At 57.6% G+C, this 1,154-nt stretch carries 1 protein-coding gene; it reads left to right on the top strand.

Annotation, left to right across the window (positions count from 1 at the left end):
* Positions 1-1,154 (top strand): elongation factor Tu (tuf, locus tag CNQ84_RS20220; RefSeq protein WP_096006541.1); only part of this gene is annotated, 1,154 nt, incomplete at both ends.

Here is a 1,154-nt window from a genome sequence, read left to right as displayed (position 1 = left end):
GAACGTAGCAAACCGCACCTGAACGTAGGCACCATCGGTCACGTTGACCATGGTAAAACCACTCTGACCGCTGCACTGACCCGTGTTTGCGCAGAGGTTTATGGCGGTTCTGCCCGCGCTTTCGACCAGATCGACAACGCGCCGGAAGAAAAGGCTCGTGGTATCACCATCAACACCTCGCACGTAGAGTACGATTCTCCGACTCGTCACTACGCGCACGTTGACTGCCCTGGTCACGCCGACTATGTGAAAAACATGATCACCGGTGCGGCCCAGATGGACGGCGCTATCCTGGTTTGCTCCGCTGCTGACGGCCCGATGCCGCAGACTCGCGAGCACATCCTGCTGTCCCGTCAGGTTGGCGTTCCTTACATCGTCGTGTTCCTGAACAAGGCCGACATGGTTGATGACGAAGAGCTGCTGGAACTGGTCGAGATGGAAGTTCGCGACCTGCTGAGCACCTACGACTTCCCGGGCGACGACACTCCGATCATCATCGGTTCTGCCCTGATGGCGCTGGAAGGCAAAGACGACAACGAAATCGGTACTACTGCCGTTCGTAAGCTGGTTGAGACTCTGGATGCTTACATCCCTGAGCCTGAGCGTGCGATCGACAAGCCGTTCCTGATGCCGATCGAAGACGTATTCTCCATTTCCGGTCGCGGTACTGTCGTAACCGGTCGTGTTGAGCGTGGCATTGTCAAGGTGGGTGAAGAAGTCGAGATCGTCGGTATCAAGGCGACCACCAAGACCACCTGTACTGGCGTCGAAATGTTCCGCAAGCTGCTGGACGAAGGTCGTGCCGGTGAGAACGTGGGTGTTCTGCTGCGTGGTACCAAGCGTGAAGATGTTGAGCGTGGTCAGGTTCTGGCCAAGCCGGGCACCATCACTCCGCACACCCGCTTCGAAGCTGAAGTGTACGTGCTGGGTAAAGATGAAGGCGGTCGTCACACTCCGTTCTTCAAAGGCTATCGTCCGCAGTTCTACTTCCGTACTACCGACGTAACCGGTTCCTGCGAACTGCCGGAAGGCGTGGAAATGGTTATGCCGGGCGACAACGTCAAGCTGGACGTCACTCTGATCGCTCCGATTGCGATGGAAGACGGTCTGCGCTTTGCGATCCGCGAAGGCGGTCGTACCGTTGGCGCCGGTGT

Source organism: Pseudomonas abyssi (genome assembly GCF_002307495.1).
GTDB classification, from domain to species: domain Bacteria; phylum Pseudomonadota; class Gammaproteobacteria; order Pseudomonadales; family Pseudomonadaceae; genus Halopseudomonas; species Halopseudomonas abyssi.
The sequence above is the reverse complement of the archived record's forward strand: the minus strand, read 5'-3'. Positions and strand labels throughout refer to the sequence as shown.